This is a genomic window from Zwartia lucis (genome assembly GCF_965234455.1).
GTDB lineage: Bacteria > Pseudomonadota > Gammaproteobacteria > Burkholderiales > Burkholderiaceae_B > Zwartia > Zwartia lucis.
The window spans coordinates 753,897-774,987 of the sequence record NZ_OZ248472.1; the positions used below are offsets into that span (position 1 = coordinate 753,897).

Annotated in this window: 20 protein-coding genes; 13 read left to right on the forward strand and 7 right to left on the reverse strand. The window is 50.3% G+C overall.

Annotated elements, in window-relative coordinates; genetic code table 11:
* Positions 1–5 precede the first annotated feature (5 nt).
* On the forward strand, positions 6–986 hold the full coding sequence (locus AC8GE9_RS03620; protein ID WP_506675746.1) for a tripartite tricarboxylate transporter substrate binding protein: 981 nt from the start codon (positions 6–8) through the stop codon (positions 984–986).
* Between the two features lie 25 nt (positions 987–1,011).
* Complete coding sequence (locus AC8GE9_RS03625; RefSeq protein ID WP_506675747.1) at positions 1,012–2,010, forward strand: asparaginase; 999 nt, start codon at positions 1,012–1,014, stop codon at positions 2,008–2,010.
* A gap of 56 nt (positions 2,011–2,066) precedes the next feature.
* Here the strand turns inward: AC8GE9_RS03625 and AC8GE9_RS03630 are convergent, their stop codons facing one another.
* Positions 2,067–2,660, reverse strand: coding sequence for a cysteine hydrolase family protein (locus tag AC8GE9_RS03630; RefSeq protein WP_506675748.1), 594 nt, complete (start codon positions 2,658–2,660; stop codon positions 2,067–2,069).
* 211 nt (positions 2,661–2,871) lie between these two features.
* Between AC8GE9_RS03630 and AC8GE9_RS03635 the strand changes: the two genes are divergently transcribed.
* The 3 genes from AC8GE9_RS03635 to AC8GE9_RS03645 are packed head-to-tail and all read left to right on the forward strand — an operon-like array spanning position 2,872 to position 5,578.
* Positions 2,872–3,849, forward strand: a complete 978-nt coding sequence (locus AC8GE9_RS03635; protein ID WP_506675749.1) for a Bug family tripartite tricarboxylate transporter substrate binding protein — start codon at positions 2,872–2,874, stop codon at positions 3,847–3,849.
* A gap of 20 nt (positions 3,850–3,869) precedes the next feature.
* Positions 3,870–4,643, forward strand: a complete 774-nt coding sequence (locus AC8GE9_RS03640) for a hypothetical protein (protein ID WP_506675750.1) — start codon at positions 3,870–3,872, stop codon at positions 4,641–4,643.
* A gap of 50 nt (positions 4,644–4,693) precedes the next feature.
* The gene (locus AC8GE9_RS03645; RefSeq protein ID WP_506675751.1) at positions 4,694–5,578 is read left to right on the forward strand and encodes an NAD(P)-dependent oxidoreductase; all 885 of its coding nucleotides are present in this window, start codon (positions 4,694–4,696) and stop codon (positions 5,576–5,578) included.
* A 6-nt stretch (positions 5,579–5,584) separates the two neighbouring features.
* On the opposite strand, the gene AC8GE9_RS03650 is transcribed toward AC8GE9_RS03645, so the two are convergent.
* Positions 5,585–6,811 carry a CaiB/BaiF CoA transferase family protein gene (locus tag AC8GE9_RS03650; RefSeq protein ID WP_506675752.1) on the reverse strand — a complete coding sequence of 409 codons (1,227 nt, stop codon included), beginning with the start codon at positions 6,809–6,811 and terminating at the stop codon, positions 5,585–5,587.
* A gap of 161 nt (positions 6,812–6,972) precedes the next feature.
* Between AC8GE9_RS03650 and AC8GE9_RS03655 the strand changes: the two genes are divergently transcribed.
* The 6 genes from AC8GE9_RS03655 to AC8GE9_RS03680 all read left to right on the forward strand — a co-directional run bounded on the left by AC8GE9_RS03655 (position 6,973) and on the right by AC8GE9_RS03680 (position 14,304).
* Entirely contained in the window at positions 6,973–8,187 is a 1,215-nt protein-coding gene (locus tag AC8GE9_RS03655) for an FAS1-like dehydratase domain-containing protein (RefSeq protein ID WP_506675753.1), read from the forward strand.
* Between the two features lie 36 nt (positions 8,188–8,223).
* Positions 8,224–9,390, forward strand: a complete 1,167-nt coding sequence (locus AC8GE9_RS03660; RefSeq protein ID WP_506675754.1) for a CoA transferase — start codon at positions 8,224–8,226, stop codon at positions 9,388–9,390.
* Positions 9,387–10,586 (forward strand): CaiB/BaiF CoA transferase family protein, encoded by a 1,200-nt coding sequence (locus tag AC8GE9_RS03665; RefSeq protein WP_506675755.1) that lies wholly within the window; start codon positions 9,387–9,389, stop codon positions 10,584–10,586. Before AC8GE9_RS03660 ends, AC8GE9_RS03665 begins: the two co-directional genes overlap by 4 nt.
* A 37-nt stretch (positions 10,587–10,623) precedes the next feature.
* Complete coding sequence (locus AC8GE9_RS03670; protein ID WP_506675756.1) at positions 10,624–11,262, forward strand: GntR family transcriptional regulator; 639 nt, start codon at positions 10,624–10,626, stop codon at positions 11,260–11,262.
* Positions 11,263–11,392: 130 nt separating this feature from the next.
* Positions 11,393–13,045 carry a hypothetical protein gene (locus AC8GE9_RS03675; protein WP_506675757.1) on the forward strand — a complete coding sequence of 551 codons (1,653 nt, stop codon included), beginning with the start codon at positions 11,393–11,395 and terminating at the stop codon, positions 13,043–13,045.
* 68 nt (positions 13,046–13,113) lie between these two features.
* A complete protein-coding gene (locus tag AC8GE9_RS03680; RefSeq protein WP_506675758.1) occupies positions 13,114–14,304 on the forward strand; it encodes an ATP-binding protein in 1,191 nt (396 codons plus the stop codon).
* Positions 14,305–14,344: 40 nt separating this feature from the next.
* Here AC8GE9_RS03680 and AC8GE9_RS03685 read toward each other — a convergent pair whose 3' ends face one another.
* Positions 14,345–15,112, reverse strand: coding sequence for a hypothetical protein (locus AC8GE9_RS03685; RefSeq protein WP_506675759.1), 768 nt, complete (start codon positions 15,110–15,112; stop codon positions 14,345–14,347).
* Between the two features lie 190 nt (positions 15,113–15,302).
* On the opposite strand from AC8GE9_RS03685, the gene AC8GE9_RS03690 reads away from it, so the two are divergent.
* Positions 15,303–17,171 carry a DUF3857 domain-containing transglutaminase family protein gene (locus AC8GE9_RS03690; RefSeq protein ID WP_506675760.1) on the forward strand — a complete coding sequence of 623 codons (1,869 nt, stop codon included), beginning with the start codon at positions 15,303–15,305 and terminating at the stop codon, positions 17,169–17,171.
* An 89-nt stretch (positions 17,172–17,260) separates the two neighbouring features.
* Here AC8GE9_RS03690 and AC8GE9_RS03695 read toward each other — a convergent pair whose 3' ends face one another.
* Both AC8GE9_RS03695 and AC8GE9_RS03700 read right to left on the reverse strand, forming a co-directional pair.
* Positions 17,261–17,503 carry a BrnA antitoxin family protein gene (locus AC8GE9_RS03695; protein WP_506675761.1) on the reverse strand — a complete coding sequence of 81 codons (243 nt, stop codon included), beginning with the start codon at positions 17,501–17,503 and terminating at the stop codon, positions 17,261–17,263.
* Entirely contained in the window at positions 17,481–17,762 is a 282-nt protein-coding gene (locus AC8GE9_RS03700) for a BrnT family toxin (protein ID WP_506675762.1), read from the reverse strand. The genes AC8GE9_RS03695 and AC8GE9_RS03700 overlap by 23 nt, the downstream gene beginning before the upstream one ends.
* Before the next feature lie 178 nt (positions 17,763–17,940).
* On the opposite strand from AC8GE9_RS03700, the gene AC8GE9_RS03705 reads away from it, so the two are divergent.
* On the forward strand, positions 17,941–18,912 hold the full coding sequence (locus AC8GE9_RS03705) for a helix-turn-helix transcriptional regulator (protein WP_506675763.1): 972 nt from the start codon (positions 17,941–17,943) through the stop codon (positions 18,910–18,912).
* Between the two features lie 60 nt (positions 18,913–18,972).
* Here AC8GE9_RS03705 and AC8GE9_RS03710 read toward each other — a convergent pair whose 3' ends face one another.
* Together AC8GE9_RS03710 and AC8GE9_RS03715 are read right to left on the reverse strand one after the other, a co-directional pair.
* Positions 18,973–19,563 carry a plasmid pRiA4b ORF-3 family protein gene (locus tag AC8GE9_RS03710; protein ID WP_506675764.1) on the reverse strand — a complete coding sequence of 197 codons (591 nt, stop codon included), beginning with the start codon at positions 19,561–19,563 and terminating at the stop codon, positions 18,973–18,975.
* A 117-nt stretch (positions 19,564–19,680) separates the two neighbouring features.
* On the reverse strand, positions 19,681–21,039 hold the full coding sequence (locus AC8GE9_RS03715) for an acetyl-CoA carboxylase biotin carboxylase subunit (RefSeq protein ID WP_506675765.1): 1,359 nt from the start codon (positions 21,037–21,039) through the stop codon (positions 19,681–19,683).
* Positions 21,040–21,091: the final 52 nt, after the last annotated feature.

Consider the following 21,091-nt stretch of genomic DNA (forward strand, 5'->3'; position numbering starts at 1 on the left):
ATCTGATGAAAGCTGCCCGCGTTGTCTTGGCCTCTGCAGTGACGCTGCTCATGTTTGCTCCTTTTGTAGGAGCCTCTGCGCAGCCCGTTTTTCCTGATGGTCCTGTCAAAATTGTGGTCCCGTATTTGCCAGGTGGCACGCCCGACATTATGGCCCGATTGATTGCCCCAGCCTTGACGGCCAAGTGGGGGCAAACAGTCGTGGTAGAAAACAAGGCAGGCGCGAACGGCTCAATTGGTACTGCTGAGGTCGCCAGAACTAAACCAGATGGCCGAACACTCGTGCTTGGGACCACGGCAACGCACATTGTCAATGGCGAACTCTATTCCAAAATGACCTACAACGGTCTCAAGGACTTCGCACCTGTGGCAATGTTGGGGACTTTGTCAAACGTCCTGATTGTGCATCCGAGTGTGCAGGCCAATAACGTGATTGAGCTCATTGCCTTTTTAAAGAAACAACCAGGCAAGTTGAATTACGGTTCGGGTGGCAGCGGAAGCTCCAATCACCTTGCGGCCGAGATGTTTAAGAGTATGGCGGGTGTCGACATGATGCACATTCCCTACAAGAGCTCTGCACCCGCTCGCACAGCGCTGATGGCGGGCGAGGTCTCCATGATTTTTGAAAACGTACCGACTGCGATTCCTCTGATTAAAGCCAATCAAGCCAAACCGCTGGGCATCACCAGCGCAAAAGGCGCGAAGGTCATGCCAGAGGTCCCAACAATCGATGCCTCAGGCTTGCCTGGGTATGACATGTCTTTTTGGTATGGCTTGCTCGCGCCTGCCGGCACTCCAGACGCAACTGTTCAGAAAATCCATACTGATGTCATGACGGTCTTACAGACACCTGAAGTACGTGGCAAGCTTGAGGGGTTGGGCATCGATCTTTCAAATATGAGCACACAGCAATTTAAAGACTACATGGGTGCAGAAGCGCCAAAGTGGGCAAAAGTCGTAAAGGATTCGGGAGCCAAACTTGACTAACATAACAAATTAAGGGGTTCTTGCTATGAATAATTCTGTCAAACCTCATTGCGTGCTGCTCTCCACGGGCGGGACGATTGCTTCCAAGATCGATCCTAAGACAGGGCTTGCTTTGCCTACTGTCACCGGTGAGGAGTTGTTCGCAAAAACCGGCGCGAGTTTAGCTAATGTCGCGGTCACCATCGAACAGTTCTCTCAAGTCCCATCTCCCCATATGTCGATTGAGGAATGGATCAGGTTGTCCAAACGGGTGACAGCGTTGCTTGCGCGAGAAGATGTCAATGGTGTTGTGATTTCCCACGGCACGGCTACTCTTGAAGAAACCGCATGGTTTTTGGACCTGACCGTTAGTTCACTCAAACCGGTTGTGATGGTGGGTGCGCAGCGCAATCAGTCTGAAGCCGATTCTGATGGCACCCGGAATTTAGTGGATGGCATCAAGGTGAGTTTGACGCAGGAAGCGCGAGGGCAAGGCGTGCTTGTCGTTCTTAATCAAAGAGTGCATTGCGCGCGCGATGTGTCAAAGCAACATACGGTTAACGTTGAAACATTTAATTCGGGTGAGTGGGGTTGTATTGGGCGGATTACTCCTGACAAAGTGATTTTCAGACGAGAGGCACCTCAGCGTACGCATGTGCCTTTGACCACCTCGTCCTTACCATTCGTCGAAGTCGTTGCCACGTATGTTGGGGCTTCTGCCAATGCCATTCATGGCGCAATAGCAGGTGGCGCCAAAGGGATCGTGATTCAGGCAACAGCCTCTGGACACGTCAATCCCGAAGTCTACGAAGGCGTGTTAGCTGCACTAAACAAAGGGATCAAGGTCGTCGTCGCGACCCGCGTGACACAGGGTGGAACACGTGCGTGTTATGGCTTTGACGGATCCTCGGCCCGCTTACAGCAAGCAGGTGCTGTGCTGGCAGGGGAACTGTCCGCCTGGAAAGCAAGGATATTGCTGATGCTGCTGTTGCAGAGTGAGCAAGGGGAAAAAGGAATTGAGGGGTACTTTGAGGCGCAGATCTAGAGCGCTTGCAAGCGCCAATCACACATGGCGTCTGTGTTGCTCTAGGAATGCACTGCTCAAGGATTTGTAAAAGTCACCGTATCGGACTTTTCGATTTTGCAAAAACGCGCAAGGCTGCCTATTGAGTTTTCATGCTCTTGATCGCTATGCGCGCAGCTGAGATCTTCGAGCACAATCATTTCATAGTCGCGATCATGGCCGTCGCGCACGGTTGCTTGCACAACGGCTTGTGTGGAGACACCTGAGCAATAAATCTTGGTTACATTTCTGGCGCGCAGCGCAGCCTCAAGTCCTGTGGCATAAAAGGGACTGACGCGGTGTTTGGTGACTTGGATATCGCCCTCGCGCTGTTCTAGGTCGGGGTGAATCTCGGTACCCCAAGCGCCAAGCTTGAACAATCCATTCGCAGGTGCGGCAGAAAAGACAGGTGAATTTGGTGGGCATTCTGGATAGCCTGCGGTAAAGCCTACGCGGACAAAACCCACTAACACCCCAGCCTCTCTGGCTTTCTTGATCGCGCGAGCGGTCTTGGCAAGCAACTCGCGTTTACGTACCTGCTCCCCTAACGGGCTTTTGCCGTTTGGACCCTCCGCATGAACCAAATCGTTTTGCATATCTAACACTAGGTATATCGCACGCGCAGCTTGCATTTTTCTCTCAAATCTCTGATGAAGGAGTGGTTTTAAATTTACGAAAAAAGTGTAAGGTTAAAACTCAGTTTTAACCTTCAATGAATGCATTCTATAAAATCAAAAATCATATAAAGGTGATAAAAAACGATAATTTTGTATCTGTTGCAGACATATAAAATGCATTATATTGATCTGGTAGGATTAAAAAAAGATAAAAGGAGACAAAAAAATGGGTGATTTCAAACATCGCATCTACGGCTTACTGACGGCGACGGTCTTGGCGCTGGGCGCTGGCACGGTTGCACATGCCCAAGCGAATTATCCTGTGAAGCCAATACGGCTGATCGTGCCGCTCGCACCGGGCGGGGGTGGGGACATCGTGGCACGTCAGATTGCTGCGGGTGCGACCGAGATCCTTGGCCAGACAGTGGTCGTGGACAACAAGCCAGGGGGTTCAACGATCATTGGTACCTCAGAGGCAGCCAGAGCTGCTCCGGATGGCTACACATTGTTAATGGCAACGAGTAGTCACGTCGTCAATCCGGGCATCCGCCAACTCCCCTTTGATGCCGTCAAGGACTTTGAAGGCGTATCTCTGATTGCGACCACACCAGCTTTGCTCGTTGTACCGCCCAATTTTCCTGCTAATACTGTTCAGGAGCTGATTGATCTCGCGAAAAAGCAGCCAGGTGTATTGACGTATGGCTCTAGTGGCATTGCGAGCTCACCCCATCTGAGCGGTGAATTTTTTAATCTCAAGGCTGGCACAAACATCCGTCATGTTCCCTACAAAGGAATGGGACCTGCTTTGACGGACCTGATTGGTGGGCACGTGAGCATGGTTTTTTCTAGTGCTGTCTCTGCGATGCCGTTGGTTCAAGCCGGCAAACTAAAAGTGATCGGGACGACTGGCGTAAAGCGCAGCAAGGCCTTTAGCAATATTCCTGCGATTGCTGAGACATTGCCTGGATATCAGAGTGAAATTTTCTACGTCATCTTGGCACCAAAAGGTACGCCGCAGCCAATTTTGGATAAGCTGAATCAGGCCATATCAAAAGTTGCAATGACGCCTGATTTTGTTGGCAAGATAGTCAATACGGGCGGGGAAGTTGTAGCCGGCTCACCCAAGGAGGCAATACAGTTTATTGAGGATCAGGTTGCCGAGTACAAAGATATCATCAAGAAGGCCAATATTCAGGTTCAGTAATCATCTCGAGCTCTCATATTATGATTCATCACAAAACGAAACAAGAAGCGATCAGTGCTAGAAAACTTGTGCGCTCAGGGACAGGGGAGGAGCATTGGCGAACTGACTTTCTGATCGCGCAAGAGATGACCGGTGACTTGTACAAGACATCTCCGCAGGCGTTTCTGATTGAAATGACACCAGAGGAAGTGATTCAGCCTCATTTTCACGAGGTAGAGCAGTTCCAAGTGTTTCTCGAAGGCGAGGGCCAACTGGGTCGAACGCATGACGGGATCAGGCCAACGGTTGTGCATTACACAGATGCCTATACGGGCTATGGTCCTATCACTGCGAGTGAGTATGGGCTGTCCTACTTTGCCTTACGTCCGCGCAAGGATCCCGGTGCGATCTATTTGCATAAAGAGGGTTACCGCGAAAGGTTGCGACCTTCTTTAAAGCGCCATTTCTCAATACCCGTCATCAAATCTACTGAGCCTGTACTGGCTCATTTGACACAGCCTGTGATTGAGTCACTTTTTGATGACAAGGACTATTCCTTAGCGGATGGCTTGGGGGCCTGTATTGTTCGCTTGGGACCTGGACAGGTTTATGCGGAGCATTGTCCCGAAAATAGCGGTGGTCAATATGTGATTGTTTTGCAAGGTCAGCTCAAAACGGTTGATCATGAAGCGGTCAGTCAACGTTTTCAAGGATGGACGGTCCTTTTTGCTGAGCCTGGAACAGGCCTCGTATCACTGGAGGCAGGTGATCTCGGAGCAGAGTTTCTGGTACTCCAGTTTGGTAAGCGGTCGTGAGGCGAGCAATCACGATGCGTCAATTCCGACTCAATATGTGACGAGAGTGTATGAGTGAATCAATTGGTGTGGTTGGATTAGGCAATGCGGGCCTCGCTCTTGCGCAGGCTTTAGTCAGACGGTACGAGGTGTATGGTTTTGACCAAAAAGTGGCACGTATGCAGGAGTCTGAAAAGTTAGGCATCAAGTCCTGTGGCTCTGTTGCGGAACTCGTCAACATTTGCGAGATTATTTTTTTATCTCTCCCAACACCGGAGGCATCTCGCGCCGTTGCACAAAGCATGTCTTCGGTCAGCCTCTCAGGAAAACTCTTGATCGAAACCAGTACGGTTGATCCCAAGGATGTCACATGGTTGCTTGAGTTCGCGCAGTCTCGAGGCGCAAGTGCGATGGATGCAGCCGTTCTTGGAGGCATACAAAATCTGGCTGAGGGGAAAACAACTTTTTTAGTTGGAGCTGATCCGGGAGATTACTCGCGCGTCCAGACGATGCTCGAGAGTGTGTCAAAAAAGATCTTTTATATGGGTCCCGCCGGCAACGGCATGCGTATCAAGCTGATTAACAATGCCGTGGCGCATACGACGATGGTGGTGTTGCTCGAGGCTGCGGCGATGGCCGCAAAATCCGAAATCCCTTTGGATGTTTTCTATGAGTTGATGAATAGTGATTCAGGCCTCACGCGTCCGCTTACGCATCGCCTCAAAGAGCGTGCCTATCGTGGTCACTATGAGGGAGGGATGTCGACTGCCAACGCAAGAAAGGACTCTTTATTAGCACTTGCGATGGCGCAGGAGTTGCATGTCCCTGTATTCACCATGCAGGCCTCGCACACCGTATATGAAATCGCCATGCAGCAAGGATTAGCCAATCTGGACTATGCCTCGATTGCAAAACTTTGGGAAAGCTGGGGCGGTGTGTCCTTTAAAACAAAATAAATAAATTTACTTGCGCACAGGTGCCCAGCTAAAACTTCCAGGTGTCGCCTCGATCACTGCGCCGCTGGCGATCAGTGTGTCACAGGCCTGATCGTCAAGGCCGAGTTCATGCAAAATCTCCCGTGTATGTTGTCCGATCTCAGCGGGATAAAGGGTGTGGAGGTCACTTCTGTTGTCGTTCTTTTGTGGGAACTCAGGAATGTCAAAGTCAAGTTCGCGGAACTTGACGGCGCGCAGCGTTCCGGGTTGATGTGCTTGGGGGGCGTCAAGCACACGTTCAAGTGGCAAGACCTCAGTAGCGCCAACGCCTGCCGTTTTTAACCTCTGCATGGCCTCGTCGAAATCAACGCGATGCATCGCCTCACGGACGAGCGCTTCGACAGTCTCTCGGGCTTTCTTTCTCTCCCTGAGCGTACCGAAATCTTTGGTGGCGACTTCTGGCAATTGCAAGGCTTCGCAGAATTTTGCCCAATGCGCGTCAGTGAGCATCAATAGGTAAATCCATCTTTCATCCCGAGTCATATAAGCGCCATAGCCCGGCATGCTGAACTCCCCACTGGGCTCGCGTTCTGCCCTTCCCAGCAGTTGCGTTTTGAGTTGCACGCCGACCAAGTCGCGGGCGGCAATGTGCAGTCCCGTCTCATACAGTCCAACCTCGACATGCCGCTCTTGCTCGCGATGTTCGGCGCCCTGCAGAAAGGAGCCAAGCATGCCGATGACAGCATAAGCGCCAGCAAACTGATCGTGATAGGACGGCCCCAGGCGACTGGGGCGACCATTGATCCGGTTGCTTTCCATGATGCCCGTTGCTGCCTCAGCGACAGGATTGGAAGCCAAGTCATTCTCCTGGGGACCCGGACCATATCCTCTGATGTGGCAATAAATCAGCTTTGGGTTGATTGCTGCACATGCCTCTCGACTGACGCCGAGTTTATTGGCCGCTTTTGGGGCGAGATTGTGTACAAGTCCGTCTGCCGATTTGAGTAAACGGTAAAGCACATCTCGACCGCTTTCGAGAGAAAGGTCGAGGCAAATGCTTCTTTTTCCATGACTGTAGGCAATGAACGTGCCACTCGGACCTCCGCGGACAAGTTTACGGGTAGGATCTCCAGCGGGTGGCTCCACCTTAATGATCTCGGCACCGAGTTGAGACAGGATATGGGTGGCAAAGGGTGCCGCCAACATTGAGCCCAACTCAATAATGCGACGCCCTGCAAGAGGTAATTGATGCATGATTTGTTTGTAATGAAAGAAGATAATGCATTCTACACAGCGAGAAGAAGTCAAATATTGTTAATTAATCAGTAATTACCCTCTGTTAGAGGGCCGATTTGATTATATACAATGCATTAAATTTAAAAGTATGTCTTTAAAACACAATAGGAGCATTAACGATGAGTGAAGGTTCAACTCAGGTGAACGCAGGTGTTGGTGATGCACCCGCCGAAGGTCTTATCACTGACAAAGCAATCGAAGACGCACGAAAAATGATTGGGTTGCACCTGCGACCAGAGGGGCCTTACCTCCAAGATGCCACGCCGGACACATTGCGTAACTGGTGTAACGGTATCGGTGATCTCAATCCTCTTTACAGAGATGTGGGATACGGTCACGCAACGAGGTACGGCACGATGCTCGGCCATCCAATGTTTCCCATGGCGTATGGTTGGCTCGGTCGCACACGCTGGGGACTGCCTGGCGTGCATGGTTTCTATACCGGTAATGACTGGGAGTTGATGCGACACATCAGACCTGGAGACAGGATCACTGCGGTTGAGCGAGTGCTGGGCGTTGAGGAAAAGCAGAGCAAGTTTTCAGGTCGCTTAGTGATGCAATACGTGGAAGCGTTTTACTACAACCAACGTAGCGAGTTGGTGGCGCGTGCCTTGGGCACCTGTACGCGCCATGAGCGTAAAGCAGCACGTGACACGGGTAAATACAAGGAGATCACCCAGCACGAATACACCAACGAAGAGCGTGACCGGATCGATCAGATTGTTCTGGACGAAGTTAAAAATATTCGTGGTGCGAATGTGCGCTATTGGGAAGATGTGCAAGAGGGCGAGGAGCTCCCCACCATCGCCCGCGGACCTTTATCTCTCATGGATACGATGGGATTTTTGGTGGGCTGCGGTCGAGGACATACGCACGGTGTCGTGCTGCAGGCTGCAGTCAAGCACCCAGGGCACTTTTTCCGAAACCCCGAAGCAGGTGGGGGCGTCGAGTACACCGGCATCGGTCATCATCGCGAATCAGTCGCTAAAGACGTTGGTGTCCCAGGAACGTATGACTATGGTCCGCAGCGTTCCTCGTGGATGTGTTCGCTGGTGACAAACTGGATGGGTGATGCGGGCGTCCTCAAACGCGTGCGTACAGAAATGCGTCGCTTCAACATTATGGGTGACACCACTTTCTGCAAGGGCAAGGTCGTGCGTAAATATGTGAAAGACAATACGGGACTTGTCGATATCGAAATCGCAGCAGAAAATCAGCGCGGAGAGCTTACGACCCCCAGCTTTGCGACCGTTGCGTTGCCATCGCGTAACGTCAACTTGCCCGTGTTTATTGACGGTTCTGGAGTGAATCTTGATCTGCCGCTGATCCGTTAGCCACACCTCGAGTTCAATCTGAAGCGGAGAATATTGATGCAATCTGATGATGCGCTGCAACCTTTTAGTACTCCATTAGCGGGTATTCGCGTGCTAGAGCATTGCCAAAGCGTAGCCGGTGCCTATGCAGGGCGTTTGCTGGCGACCTTGGGCGCCGAGGTGATCATGCTTGAGTCGCCGACAGGGTGTCCTCTCAGACTTTCTCCTCCATGGTTTGACGATTCTGGTGAAAGCGCTTTGTTTGCTTACCTTGCGGTTGGCAAACAAAGTGTAGTGGCGGATTTGCTCACGGAGCAGGGACGGCAGATCATGTCGGCTCAGTTAGGTCATTGTGATATTTTCCTCGACGATACGCCTGTCCGACAGCGCGCGCCGTTGGGTCTCGATCCCGAGAATCTCAGCAAGCGTTTTCCTCAGCTTGTGCATGTCAGTATTTTGCCCTTTGGTGCGGTGGGACCTAAGGCAGACTGGGTCGCAGAGGAGATGAATTTACTTCATGCCGCTGGTGAAGGCTATCTGTTGCCAAACGGCTTATCGAATGAAATGTTTCCCGATCGTGCACCCTTAAAAATCCATGGGCACTTTGCGGGATATCAAGGCGGTGCGACGGCTGCTTTAGCCGCGATGACCGCGCTATGGACCGTTCCGGCAACAGGCGGACAGTTTGTGGATGTTTCGGTTCAAGATGCCATGCTTTTAGTTGGCGCCTTCGCTGTGCAAAGGTTAGGGGATGGCTCGGTTGAGCATCGCGCAACGCGCAAGTTTAGATATGGCGGGGTTTTTAAAACAAAAGATGGCTACATCGAGTTATTGACTCTTGAGGATCGGCAGTGGAATTCTCTTGTTGAGTTGTTAGGTCATCCTGCTTGGGCGCTTGAACCCGCTTTGAACGATCCTCTGGAAAGAGGTCGTCGGGGCGATGAGATCAATACACATATTCGCGCCTGGATGGTGTTGCACAACGCTGAAGATATTGTGCGTGAAGCTCAAAAGCTTGGTGTGCCAGTTGGTAAATACAGAACGCCTCTTGAGGTGACTCAGGGTGAACACGAACGAGATCGCGGCCTCTTCGTTGATGCGCTCAGAGAAAATGGCAGTCCTTTTGAAGTGTTGTTGGCGCCCTTTAAGTTTCTCTGCTCACCACTGATTGGTGGCGGGAAAGTACCTTCACTGGGTGAAATGACGAAGGAGTTAAGGGTATGAAGGTTTTAAAAGCGCCATTGGCGGGTGTGCGTATCGCGGATTTCACCATCCATGCCGCCGGCCCACTGAGTACGCATTTGCTCTCGCAGTTTGGTGCGGAGTGCATCAAGATTGAGAGTAAAACGCGGCCGGATGCCTTCAGGAAGCCACATCCTGTTTACGGACGAATGTCAGCCGCGACGTTTGATCAGGTGACTGCAAACAAGTTATCAGTCAGGCTGAATTTGAAGCATCCCGAGGCCATCGAGATCGCCAAAAAAATCGTCTCCATATCAAATGTGGCTGCTGAAAGTTTCAGACCAGGGGTCGCACAAAGATTGGGACTGGGGTTCGATGTCTTGCGCGAGTGCAGACCCGACATAGTCATGTTGTCCTTATCCTCCTGTGGACAAAGTGGTCCTGACTCGCATTTTGCTGGTTATGCACCGCTTTTTGGTGCCTGGGGTGGGCTAGGCTGGATGAGTGGTTATAGCGATGGCCCACCCGTGGAAATGCGTCACGCGATGGATCATTCTGCGGGCTTGCATGCCGCAATGGCTACGATGGCTGGGTTGCACCAGCAGCGACGCACGGGTCAGCCACAGCATATCGACTTGGCGGCCCGAGAGGTTGCTTCAGCCATGATTGGTGAAGCGCTTGTGCAGGCTCAAGCCGGAATCGAACCGCAGCGTCTTGGAAATAGCGACCTGCGGATGTCTCCCCACGGAGTGTATTTGACTGATCAGCCCGATCGCTGGATCACTCTCGCCATCGGCGATGATCAGCAATGGTTGGACTTTCAAAAAATTGTTGGGCACCGCTGTGAGGATCCTAGAGTCAGCAACGCAGAGGGGCGACTCTTGCACCGAGCCCAGGTGGATCAGATGGTTTCAGATTGGGTAAGCCATCAGAATGCCGATCAGCTTGCCTTGCGTCTGCAGGCAAAGGGGATTCCTGCGCATGTCTCATGGAGCACACAAGATCTCGCGGCAGATCGACACTTGCAGGAACGCAAAGCATTACAATGGGTCTCTGCGCCAGGCATCCCAGAGCGGCTGGCTGTCGGCTCTCCAGCATGTTTCAGTTCAAGTCCTGATGTGGGCATACGAAGATTGACGCCCGAATTGGGACAAGATGAAGAGTATGTTTTTGGTCAGTTGTTAGGGATGAGTTCTGCGCACCAAGCCGAACTGGTCTCCAGAGAGGTCATCTGGTAGGACGGTTCGGACTGACTAGCCACTTGATAGGGCACTCATGGATTATCGAACGAAGGAAGAGCAGGTCGCGGACTATTTGCGAGAGCATATTATTTCCGGCGTCTTCCCACGCGGATCTCGACTCAAGCAGGCAGATCTTGCTGAACAGTTGGGGTTAAGCATTACGCCCGTCCGCGAGGCGCTGAAATTGCTGGCCGCCGAGGGCTATATCAGTGGCGACTCATATCGCGGTGCTCGGGTGATGCCCTTTGACCCTTCCGCGTCAGCCGAAATTTTGACGCTGCGTTTACTCCTTGAGTCTCAACTCGTCAGTGCGGCAGTAGAAAAGATCACCTCTGCGGATTTGGAGGCGTTGAGAGGTTTGGCCGATGAGTTTTCAGCTGCGTTTGCCTCAAATGATCGGGCCGTCGCGCGTGGTGTGAATTATCGATTTCACAGACGCTTGTATGACGTCGCTGATTTGCCTCAGACGCTGCATTTTGTTCAGATTCTGTGGGCACGCTACCCGTTTGATGTGATCAACGGGCTGTCAAATCGTGGCGATGAGGCCATCAAGGAGCATGAGGCTATTTTGCAGGCGCTGACCTCAAGGGATGTTTCTACTGCAATCTTTTCCATGCGTAAACATATCGAGTCTGGTTGGGACAGACTTAAAGAAACTAAGACAAATCCATAAAGATGTTGAGTCACTTCGGCTAGACGCCCAGGTAAAAAAAGTCCTCTTGTATTTTGATCTATTAAAAATTGAGCGTTGTCAGACACGATTCTTTTTGTTCGTCACACCACCTTGATGGCAACTCACCCTAATGATCAATCATTTTTCCTTTTTCTGTAATACCCTTAACGCGTTAGTGAGTCGTCATCGCTCACTCTTGACAACGTTTTATTTTCTCCTGATCTTGGTGGTGGGGTTGGTCACCTTTACTGATTATGGAATGTCGGCGGACGAACTGATTAGTCGTACAAACGGCGGGATGAGCCTGAACTATATCGCTGAGAAGTTCAATATCGCTTGGTTAAAAAATGATCCCGTATTGGCAACTTTCGATATTCCGCTTCACGAATATTATGATCGGGATTATGGTGTCGCGTTTGATCTACCTGTTTTTTTTATAGAGCGTTTATTTTTACTGAACGACTCACGACAGCAATTTTTACTGCGACATTTGTTGACTTTTTTTGTTTATTGGTTTGGTTTGATTGCCATCTATCAAACTGCGAAATTGCGTTTCAATCACTGGGGCTTCGCTCTGTTGGCGAGTACCCTGTTGTTAACTAGCCCTCGGCTCTACGGAGAGGGGTTCTACAACAGCAAAGATATTGTTTTCATGGCGTGTTGCGCGGCCAGTCTATATACCTTAACTCGCCTGCGACTCAAACTCACTTGGCAAAGCACTTTGCTTCATGCACTCATGATTGCAATCACCATCAATATTCGTATTGCCGGAGTCATTTTTGTTGGGTTAACGATTTTTATGTTTGTGGTGCTAAGTAGTTTTCGTCTAATCACTGTGCGACAGTGTGTGACGCTGACTGCGGTCTTTGGCGTGACTTCTGTCCTATTGACGTATGGAATGTGGCCGTGGTTATGGGAAAGCCCCTTCGAAAATTTTATAGCCGCATTAAAAAATATGTCTAAATTTCGTTGGGATCATTTCAATCTTTATTTTGGCGAATATGTTTCTGCAAAGAACTTGCCTTGGCATTATGTGCCGACATGGATTCTGCTGACCACGCCTATCTTGATTTCGGTATGTTTTACGATCGGTATCGTCAAATTATTTTTGAACGTTGTGTCACAACCTTTTCAAAGTTTAAAACGCTTCGATCAATTTCAGGATGTTCTTTTTTTGGGAGTAGCTGGAAGTCCAATCTTTGCAGCAATTGTCTTGAATTCAACGCTTTACGACGGCTGGCGACAGCTTTATTTTGTTTATCCTGCAATCGTATTACTCAGCCTAAGCGGTTTGCAGGCGCTCAAAAATAAGCAAGCGCTCGGGGTGAATCTAGCAGGTTTAATGACGGTGCTATTAAGTGTGCAAATTTTATTTAACGTGGGTTGGATGATCCATCATCACCCCTTTCAACATTTGTACTTCAATAGTTTGATGACTCTGTTTTCATCTCATGATAGTTTTGAGCGTGACTATTGGGGTGTGACGAATGTGAAGGGACTTGAGTATATTCTTGCCAATGATGACAGAAAACGCATCACGATCCGTCCCCTCGGTTCGACCTCAATACAGCAGGCGATTGTTTTGCTCAAGCCCCAAGATCGCGCAAGAATGATCTTGGATCCCCTGAATCTCGAGTCGGATTATGTTTTGACGAACTACAGGTTTATTGACGGCTCAAAATTTGTAAAGCCCGACAATACCTACACAGTCTTTCATGAGATTTACGTTGACAGCAGGCTTGTACTCACCATTTATCGTAGAACTGATCGCAAATTAAAGTAATCCCACTTTTTACATTTTGCGCAATATATCGTGTAAAATCACTCAATTAATTGCTTAAAGGGTTGCACATGTTCAATCGTATGCAATACGGCAAGCTTTGTGCGCGTTTAAAAGAGCCCAGGCGTTTCATGCAAGTCCTGTCCGGTCCTCGGCAGGTAGGTAAAACGACTTTGGCGAAACAGGCAATCGCGAGCTTCGATGGCGTGGGCATCTACGCCTCAGCAGACTTACCTAGTACGCCTGATGCGCAATGGATTGCTCAGCAGTGGGAAACTGCGCGCAGGGCAAGCCGTACGCAGTCTTGTCTGCTCGTATTGGATGAGGTGCACAAGGTCCCGCGCTGGTCGGAGATCGTAAAAATGCTGTGGGACGAAGATAGCTTTCAAGCTAATGCCTCCTATCCCTTACGTGTTGTGTTGTTGGGGTCATCCCAGTTTTTAATGCAAAGCGGCGCAAGTGAAAGTCTTGCAGGTAGGTTTGAGCTGATTCGAGTGCCGCATTGGTGTTTTGCGGAAATGCGCGAGGCGTTCGGCTGGAGTGTTGAGCAGTTTATCTATTTCGGTGGATATCCGGGCGCAGCATCATTGATTTCGGAGGAATCGCGTTGGCGTGATTATGTACTCGACTCCATTATTGAGCCGACGCTTTCAAAGGATGTTTTACAGTTGAGCCGGATTGATAAGCCTGCGTTGTTAAGAAGACTGTTCGTCTTGGGTTGTCATTATTCGGGTCAGATATTGTCTTATCAAAAAATGGTCGGCCAACTGCAAGATGTAGGCAATACTTCGACACTTTCTAATTATCTTAATTTGCTCAGTTCTGCTTGGATGTTGACGGGGTTGGATAAATTCGCCGGTGATGTGGCGCGGAGTCGTGCCTCCAGCCCTAAGCTACAAGCTTTGAATACTGCATTCATCAGTGCACAGCTTGGTCTGACATATGATGCGGTGATGAAAGACCCAGAGACGTGGGGCAGGTTGGTCGAGTCGGCAATTGGCGCGCATCTCAGTAACTACAAAGCATTTGGGATGGCGTTGCAGTATTGGCGCGAACGTAATGACGAAGTCGACTTTATCTTGAGCCAAGGAGATAGGTTGACCGCGATCGAAGTTAAAAGCGGAAGGCGCAAGGGCTCTTTCTCCGGTCTAAAGAAATTCACGCAAAATTATGCGCCTAGTCAGGCGTTGGTAGTGGGTACGAGTGGGGTGCCGCTCGAGGCGTTTCTGCTTGCATCGCCTGAGCAGTGGGTCAATGGATAGTTGTGACCTCTCACCCCATTTTTAAGCGTTGACTCGCGGATTACTTCGCAATCCTCATTACGCATTGTCCAAAGGCTTCGGTTTGAGGTTTGATGCCAAGCGCGATACATTCGTTTTTAGCCGCGTCGAGTGAAACGGGCGCAGCGGTGGTTGAAGCCGAAGGTGCGGCAACGGGAGCAGTCGTTGCGGGTGTTCCCGTCGAGGGCACCGTTGACATGCTGCTGGCCACGGTTCCAGCTGAAGTGAGTGTCAAAGTTTCTGTCGTCGTGGTGCCAGCTGGGCTGACTTGGCGTGTCTCGGTGACGCCTGCGGGTGTGACGCTCGTTTGCGTCGCTCCGGGCGGCCCACCTGCAGGATTCGTGGTGGTGTGCGTGGTGGCATGTCCTTCTGTATAGCCAACCTTGGTCATTTGTCCCATCATGACTTGGATCATATTGGGATAGTCATAGGCAGCGCCCGAGGCATGGTCGATTGCGACCCCGATGAGGCCGCCAAAGAAAAAGTTTCCGACCATACCGGGTTTCACGATCGAGGTCACGGAGGCGCGTCCGACTTCGAGGCCGGGCTTGTTGCAGATCACTTGCAGGTCATCGTTGGAGCGCTGGATTTGAACGGAGCCTGGCGTAGTGAGGAACCATTTGCCTTTGGCATTAACGAGCTCACAGGCGGCGCCAGAAACTTGCGCGGTCTCTTGTCTAGTTTCGACGGAAACACTTTGTTGAGTGCCCCCGGTGATGGAGGCGCAACCGCCCAGGACGAGGGAGGTAGCGAGAATAGCGCACAGGGATAACAGTCTGGAGAGGTTCATTATTTGCCTGAATTATTGTTATGTTTCGTTGATATTGAAGTGTTTGAGTCTCTACAGTAAGCAGCGAGGTGTCTCACAGGATGCGACTTTATTTTCTTTTTAAATATATTTATGAAAGTGCTAAAAGGCTTGAGTCAACGTGTATCGTGGGTGTGAATACGAATGCAACTCAAGAGATGGTGTGAACGGTATGATGAAAGCATTGGTACTGCAAGCGTTATGTTTACTGTTCTTTGTGTCGATACAGGCGCATGCGCAGGCACAGGCACAAGAGCCTCACAAGAGTCTCTACGCGATTGAGCGCCAGATCATTACCGTCCACGTTCGGGCCGATGGCACTTATGAGGAAAACATCGAGATGGTCACGGTCCTCAAGTCTCTGGCAGCGATTGAGCTTGTGAGTCAGGATGACGTAGATTTTTATAGCGACAGGCAGACAGTCCAGGTCATCGAGGCTTTTACTGAACTGCCTTCGGGTGAGCGCATCCCGGTGGCTGCGGATGCCGTGAGAGTGGTCGATGAGGAGCGTTCTGAGGGCGCGGCCATGTTTACCTCACTTAAGACGCAGGTGGTGATTTTTCCCAAGATCAGTGTGGGAGCCCGCGCGCATTCAACGATCGTACGTACGACGCACACGCCCCTTTTTCCGGGGCAGTTTATGTTTCGTCGAGCGCTGGGGACGACGATTGAGTATGGTCATTTAGAGTTCAATATTTCGCATGATCCTGCAATTCGGATTTTGGCGGATAGTCGGGGCATGCAGGGCGGTCGGCTAGCGGACGGACCCGATGGATCGGTGCGCTATCGCTATACCTATGCTCAAGCTGAGATCCAGCCCTCTGAGGGCGGTCAGGTGTCCGCGAGTGACTATGGACCCTATGTGCATTTGTCGACGTTTGAAAGTCCGTTGGCGGTGGGTCGGGTGTATGAGCAAGCTGCAGCTTCCAAGGCAGCGGTCACACCAGAGATACAAAAGCTGGCCAATGAGATCACCTCGGGACTTCAAGAGCCCAGGGCGCAGGCAGCGGCGTTGTATCACTGGGTCTCTCAAGAGATCCGTTATGTGGCGATTTTTCTGGGCTCGGGTGGGGTGGTGCCCAATCCGGCCGATCAGGTGATTCGCAATCGCTATGGTGACTGCAAGGACAAGACGACGTTACTGATTGCTTTACTCGCAGCCAAGGGTATTGAAGCGTCGACGGCCATGATCAACTCGGGTAGTGCGTTTGAGATGCCACGTTTAGGTTCAGTGAGTCCGTTTAATCATGTGATCGTCTACATCCCGCAATGGGATTTATATCTGGATCCGACGGCCGAGCTCGCACCCTTTGGTGTTTTACCTGTCAGTGTGTTGGATAAGCCGACAGTGCTGACAGCACTCAATCGCCTGGGTCACACACCCAGGCTCGAAGCCTCGACAAACTGGGTCAAATCAATCGCTAAGATCCAGATTAAACCCGATGGCCAGCTCACGGGGACGGTGAGTTCGACGTTTTCGGGGAATGCGGATTACAGCGCACGTCTGAATTTCGCGGATCATGAGGGTGAGTTCAAGGAAAGGATCGCGCGATCGAATTTGTCGGCTAATCGTCAGTCGGGTGTGGGGCATTACAGCCCGTCGGATGCACGTGATTTGGATACGCCTTTTACCAATCATGGCAGTTTTACGCTTGATCCGGTGGCCAATTTTCCGGGGCCGGGAGCGCTCAATATTCCTCTAGGCTTGACTCCGGCTCATATCAGTCGTTTGAGTTTTAATCGACCTAAAGAGCGTGTGCTGTTTCCGTTTGTTTGTCATTCTTATCGCTATGAGGAAAACTACGAGGTGGAGTTTCCGGCCGAGGCAAAGATCACCCGGATTCCGACGGGAGCCTCTTTTGATGAGGCTGGGCTGTTTTATCAGTCTATGTATCAGCTCAACGGACAGATCGTGACCGTCAAGCGCGTGTTAAATGTGCAGAGACCTGGCATGGTTTGTCAGCCAGAGGATCATCAATTGATCCGAAAGTTGCACCCTGTGGTGCAGCGGGATATCAGAGCGCAGGTTTTTTATGATTGATTGTTTTTTTTGACAATTAAATTTGCCAGTTTCAGTTTGAGAGTGGCGGTAAATCTGCTGCAATTAGATGCTGAAATCTTACGATGCACTTACTTCCAACTTAACTCAAGTTTACGATTGTGAGCAACACAGTCACGCAAGTAAAGGTTTATAAGGCTTTGGTATGGGATGCCAACTTTTTCTGAGATGGTTTTGAAATAATTAATAGAGTCCCCATCGAGCCTGATTGTGATTTGTTTCTTTAGCTGGGCTGCATAGGGGTTTTTACGAGCTTTGCTGAAATCGTATTCTTTGCGCATGATGCACCCTTTATCTATACTGTTTCGATTCATAAGTTGACGCTTGACGTGCGGAAATGAGCCTAATCACATTTCCTTTTTCGCGATAGCAATGACAAACTAAAACAATTCTTAGGCTGCTACTCAAGCCTAGCAAGATAAACCTGTCCTCGTCACCTGAATGATCTGGATCATTGATTAATTTTGCGTTTTCATCGAAGAACACGGTGCGAGCCTCCGCGAATGAAACTCCGTGTTTCTTTAAGTTTGCTGTGGCTTTTTTTGTATCCCACTCAAATTTAATATCACTCATAACTACAATGTAGTTTATTTAAAGAGCTGTTGCAAGAAATTATCATCGTAAATCCCATACCTTAGTGTCTCACTAGATGCTACTTTGATTTCTTTTTTTAAATGATTCCCAATCTGTAAAAAAGTGCCCGTAAACGTGTAAATTAGGTTTCAAACTATAAGTCTGAAACTGGAGCACAATGGATCGCACTGAACGTTTTTACAAGATTCAAACGATGCTGATGGCCCAGCCCTCGGTCACGATGCGGCAGATGCTGGAGACGCTCGAAGTATCCCGTGCTACGCTCAATCGTGATCTGGCCTACATGCGCGATCGGCTTGGTATTCCGTTCGCTTGGGATTCAAATTTGCGCGGCTATGCGCTGACGCAACAGCCAAGTCATTCGCGCACGTTTGAGTTGCCTGGCGTCTGGTTTAGCGAACAAGAAATTCACTCTGTCCTGACGATGCTGGAGATGATCTCTAAGCTCGAACCGGGTGGTTTGCTGGCGCCGCATGTATTGCCCTTTAAATCCAGGCTCGAAGGTTTGCTGAATGAAGGCACCGGCAGTGCCAAAGAAGCCGCCGCGCGGATTCGCATTATCCCGATGGGGCAACGCAAGGTCGTCAATGCGCATTTTCAACTGCTCGCACAGGCCCTAATCAATCGCAAGCGTTTGCATATTGAGTATTACTCTCGCCAGCAGGGGACGACCAGCGCGCGTGCGATTTCGCCTCAGCATCTGGTGTATTACCGAGACAATTGGTATCTCGATGCGTATTGTCACTTGAGAGAGGGCCTACGCAGCTTTGCGGTGGATGCGATCCGATCGGTAGACCTGCTCGAGGAGGCCGTGCACGAGGTCGCTGCGGAGACGTTGCGCGAAGTGTTTGAATCGAGTTATGGGATTTTCAATGGCAAACAGCGCCAGGTGGCGACGCTTAGGTTCACGCCATTTCGTGCGCAGTGGGTGGCCAATGAAGTCTGGCATCCCGATCAGGTGAGCGCTATGTTGCCCGATGGTTCATATCAGCTCGAGGTCCCGTATGGCGAGGACTGGGAACTGATTCAGGATATTTTGCGACAGGGGAGCGATGTAGAAGTGATCGCACCGTTGGGGTTGCGGGACAAGGTGAAGGAGGTGATTGAGAAGATGCGGGAGCGTTATTAGGACCTCAGGTGAGAGCCGATGTAGCCGGCGCTAACCGTGACGAATATTTTGTTGCTATGCTTAACGAAGACGCCCGATTCTTGCGTTAGCGGAATTCACATCAAAGCTTCGTGGATCGAAGGGGCCACCGACCCAGTGAAAGAGTTCGGCATGCTGAGCATGAGCAGGATCATTGAGAATATCGATTAACTCGGCATAGCCAGAGGGGCCGCCTACGTCCTCGGGAGGGCAGGCATTTTCACCCGCAATGCACATCGGCCAATAATTAGTTTGGTTTGGAGTCAGATGTCTTTCGACTTTTACGATATGGCACCAGCCATCTCCAAAATCGTAGTCATATTCAAACTCGTGAATGGTGTCAGTTAAGAGCATACCGAGGGTAAATTTACGCTCGTCAAGCAAGGGGTTTTCCTCATCCCAATCATGCTCTTGAACCGCATTGATCATGCCATAGCGTTTATTTTCAATATTGAACTCATGCAGATGACTGTTGGTCCAACCGAAAGACTCCTGGATCACACGGTCGAGTTTTGAAAGCTTGATGGTGTCAGGGACTAATACATTTCGCCAAATGATGGGATCGATTTTTGTGAGTTCGATACGCAATTGGTAAATGCGTATGGGTAGCCGGAATTTTCTAAAATTAGCCATTAAACGATCACCCTCAAAAAAGATTGAGCTTTAGTTTTTGACTAAAGCGTCTTTTTCTTTTTATCGCTTAAAGATGACACCTTCATGACATGGGTCGATGATGGCCATGACTCCTTATTATTTTTTGGCGTTTTGACGAGCAATGAGATCAGTACCAAGACCGGTATGTATATTTCCTGCTCTGAATTCTTCACTATCAAGCACCAGGCGTAAAAATGGGATGTTGTGTTTGACGCCTTGGATATCGGTTTGGTCAAGCGCATCGATGAGCTTGTTGATCGCGAGCGTTCGATCAGGGGCGTGAACGATGAGTTTTGCGATCAGCGGATCATAATAGGGAGTGATCAGACTTCCTTGCGCATAACCTGTCTCCACTCTGATACCCTCGCCCTTTGGAAAAACCAATGTTTTTAAAGGGCCTGGTGACGGAAAAAATTTAACTGGGTCTTCGGCGTATATACGCGCCTCGATGGCATGTCCGGAGATGGAAATTTTTTCTGGAAGAACGGACGATAGGGACTCCCCAGCCGCCAGACGAATCTGTGCGCAAACGATATCAATACCAGTGATTTCTTCTGTGACGGCATGCTCGACTTGCAAGCGGGTATTCATCTCAAGAAAAGCGAAATCAGAGCCGCCCGCGTAGAGTGTTTCAGCGGTTCCGATATTGTCATACTTGAGCTTATTCATCACGGCAGCGATATCGTCACCAGCCTTGTTGAGCATCTGTCTTGGTAGTTGAGGCGCAGGAGATTCCTCGATGACTTTTTGGTGTCTGCGTTGTATGGAACAGTCACGTTCAAACAAATGACGAACATTTCCGCTCCGATCGGCCAACAGTTGAAACTCAATGTGACGGGGTTTGATCATGAGCTTTTCAAGATAAATCTCAGCGCTGCCAAAACTTCGCTTTGATAGAGAGATTGCGCTCTCAAGGGCCTTGGCTAATTGGTCGGCATTGTGCGCAGCTATCATGCCGATGCCACCGCCACCGGCGGCAGGTTTGACGATCACGGGATAGCCAATCGTTTCGGCCGCGCGCAATGCTTCGTCGAGTTCGCCACTCAACAACTCTGAGCTTGCTCCCATTGAGAGTCCGTTCGATGCCATCAGCGTTCTGGCACGGGTTTTGTGACCCATTGCATCAATCCATCGCGGGCTAGGTCCGATGAAGGTCGCACCGGTTTCGTTGACTCGGCTGGCGAACTCGGCGTTTTCAGCTAAAAATCCATAGCCAGGGTGTACGCCATCCGCGCCTGACTCAAGGAGTACTTTGATTAATACCTCTTGATTGAGATAGCTCTCGCGCGGACTAGCAGGTCCGAGGAAGTAGGTCTCGTCTGCCATCTTTAAATATGGCAAATCTTGATCAGCCTCCGAGTAGACGGCTACAGACTTCACACCTAAAGACCTCAAGGCTCTCAAGACCCGGGCTGCGACTGCGCCCCGGTTGGCCACCATCACTTTGTTGAACATCTTTTTTATCCAGTTTCCAGACGGTTCGAAAATAACTGTTGCAGTTGATTTT

Coding starts and splice junctions, on each gene's coding strand:
- AC8GE9_RS03620 (WP_506675746.1), top strand. CDS start 6: ATGAAAGCTGCCCGCGTTGTCTTGGCCTCTGCAGTGACGCTGCTCATG.
- AC8GE9_RS03625 (WP_506675747.1), top strand. CDS start 1,012: ATGAATAATTCTGTCAAACCTCATTGCGTGCTGCTCTCCACGGGCGGG.
- AC8GE9_RS03630 (WP_506675748.1), bottom strand. CDS start 2,660: ATGCAAGCTGCGCGTGCGATATACCTAGTGTTAGATATGCAAAACGAT.
- AC8GE9_RS03635 (WP_506675749.1), top strand. CDS start 2,872: ATGGGTGATTTCAAACATCGCATCTACGGCTTACTGACGGCGACGGTC.
- AC8GE9_RS03640 (WP_506675750.1), top strand. CDS start 3,870: ATGATTCATCACAAAACGAAACAAGAAGCGATCAGTGCTAGAAAACTT.
- AC8GE9_RS03645 (WP_506675751.1), top strand. CDS start 4,694: ATGAGTGAATCAATTGGTGTGGTTGGATTAGGCAATGCGGGCCTCGCT.
- AC8GE9_RS03650 (WP_506675752.1), bottom strand. CDS start 6,811: ATGCATCAATTACCTCTTGCAGGGCGTCGCATTATTGAGTTGGGCTCA.
- AC8GE9_RS03655 (WP_506675753.1), top strand. CDS start 6,973: ATGAGTGAAGGTTCAACTCAGGTGAACGCAGGTGTTGGTGATGCACCC.
- AC8GE9_RS03660 (WP_506675754.1), top strand. CDS start 8,224: ATGCAATCTGATGATGCGCTGCAACCTTTTAGTACTCCATTAGCGGGT.
- AC8GE9_RS03665 (WP_506675755.1), top strand. CDS start 9,387: ATGAAGGTTTTAAAAGCGCCATTGGCGGGTGTGCGTATCGCGGATTTC.
- AC8GE9_RS03670 (WP_506675756.1), top strand. CDS start 10,624: ATGGATTATCGAACGAAGGAAGAGCAGGTCGCGGACTATTTGCGAGAG.
- AC8GE9_RS03675 (WP_506675757.1), top strand. CDS start 11,393: ATGATCAATCATTTTTCCTTTTTCTGTAATACCCTTAACGCGTTAGTG.
- AC8GE9_RS03680 (WP_506675758.1), top strand. CDS start 13,114: ATGTTCAATCGTATGCAATACGGCAAGCTTTGTGCGCGTTTAAAAGAG.
- AC8GE9_RS03685 (WP_506675759.1), bottom strand. CDS start 15,112: ATGAACCTCTCCAGACTGTTATCCCTGTGCGCTATTCTCGCTACCTCC.
- AC8GE9_RS03690 (WP_506675760.1), top strand. CDS start 15,303: ATGATGAAAGCATTGGTACTGCAAGCGTTATGTTTACTGTTCTTTGTG.
- AC8GE9_RS03695 (WP_506675761.1), bottom strand. CDS start 17,503: ATGAATCGAAACAGTATAGATAAAGGGTGCATCATGCGCAAAGAATAC.
- AC8GE9_RS03700 (WP_506675762.1), bottom strand. CDS start 17,762: ATGAGTGATATTAAATTTGAGTGGGATACAAAAAAAGCCACAGCAAAC.
- AC8GE9_RS03705 (WP_506675763.1), top strand. CDS start 17,941: ATGGATCGCACTGAACGTTTTTACAAGATTCAAACGATGCTGATGGCC.
- AC8GE9_RS03710 (WP_506675764.1), bottom strand. CDS start 19,563: ATGGCTAATTTTAGAAAATTCCGGCTACCCATACGCATTTACCAATTG.
- AC8GE9_RS03715 (WP_506675765.1), bottom strand. CDS start 21,039: ATGTTCAACAAAGTGATGGTGGCCAACCGGGGCGCAGTCGCAGCCCGG.